We start from the raw sequence: 870 nt of genomic DNA, 5'->3' as shown, positions 1-870 counted from the left end.
AACAACCGACCCAGAAAACGATTGAGCTATCTCACTCCAGCCGAGGTCTTTTTCAACTACGATACCCTTGCACTTCGTGAGTGAATCCACCGCCTCGAAGGCTGCGAAGGGTAAGGGAGGTTTACTTGGAGATAAGATCGATGTCGCAATCCGAGCGGGGCGATATGGGCAGACTAATGGAATTTCGCAGGGTTCTGTTCTGATGGATTTTATAGCTGAGCTTGTGCTTGGCTATGTTGATGAATTGATTTCGGTGGAGCTTGGCGAGAGTACTGATTTTCGAATACTTCGATATAGAGATGATTATAGAATATTTTCCAATAGCGACGTAGGCGCAGAGAAAATATTGAAAGTAATAAGTGATAAGCTCAGGATAGTAGGAATGCGTCTTGGTGCGGCGAAAACCTTTATAAATACAAATGTGGTTGAGGGGTCTATAAAGCCTGATAAATTGGCTGGTATAGATTTACAAGATTTAGGGACGACCAATGCGCAGACGCTGCAAAAACAGCTTTTGCGTCTTCATACGTTTGGGAGACGCTATCCCAACAGTGGTTCACTAAGAAAGCTTATTGGTGAACTACATACAAAGGTTATTGAGCAGAAAACTCATCCTGATGATTTAGAGGTCCAAATTGCTATTGCAACAGATATTGCAGTTGTATCCCCGTCAACATTCCCTGCAATAGCAGGAATTCTTAGCCATCTAATTTCGCTCGCGCGACCAGAGTCGAAAGGTGAATTGTGGGATAAAGTTAGCCGGAAAATGAGCTTGGTACGTAAGCGTCCGCCAACCTCACCTATACAAGCAGCCAGCAGCCCGTTGGGATATCGCGTTCTTCCCAACGGATCTCCCCGATGTCTTCAAAG

General features: G+C 44.9%; 1 protein-coding gene. It reads left to right on the top strand.

Annotated features, from left to right (window positions below):
- Window positions 1-76: 76 nt before the first annotated feature.
- Window positions 77-870 (top strand): RNA-directed DNA polymerase (locus XcuCFBP2542_RS18965; protein WP_211293046.1); only part of this gene is annotated, 794 nt, incomplete at its 3' end.

Origin of the sequence: Xanthomonas cucurbitae, from assembly GCF_002939885.1 — a bacterium.
Lineage (GTDB): Bacteria > Pseudomonadota > Gammaproteobacteria > Xanthomonadales > Xanthomonadaceae > Xanthomonas > Xanthomonas cucurbitae.
This window is presented reverse-complemented; position numbering and strand designations above follow the sequence as displayed.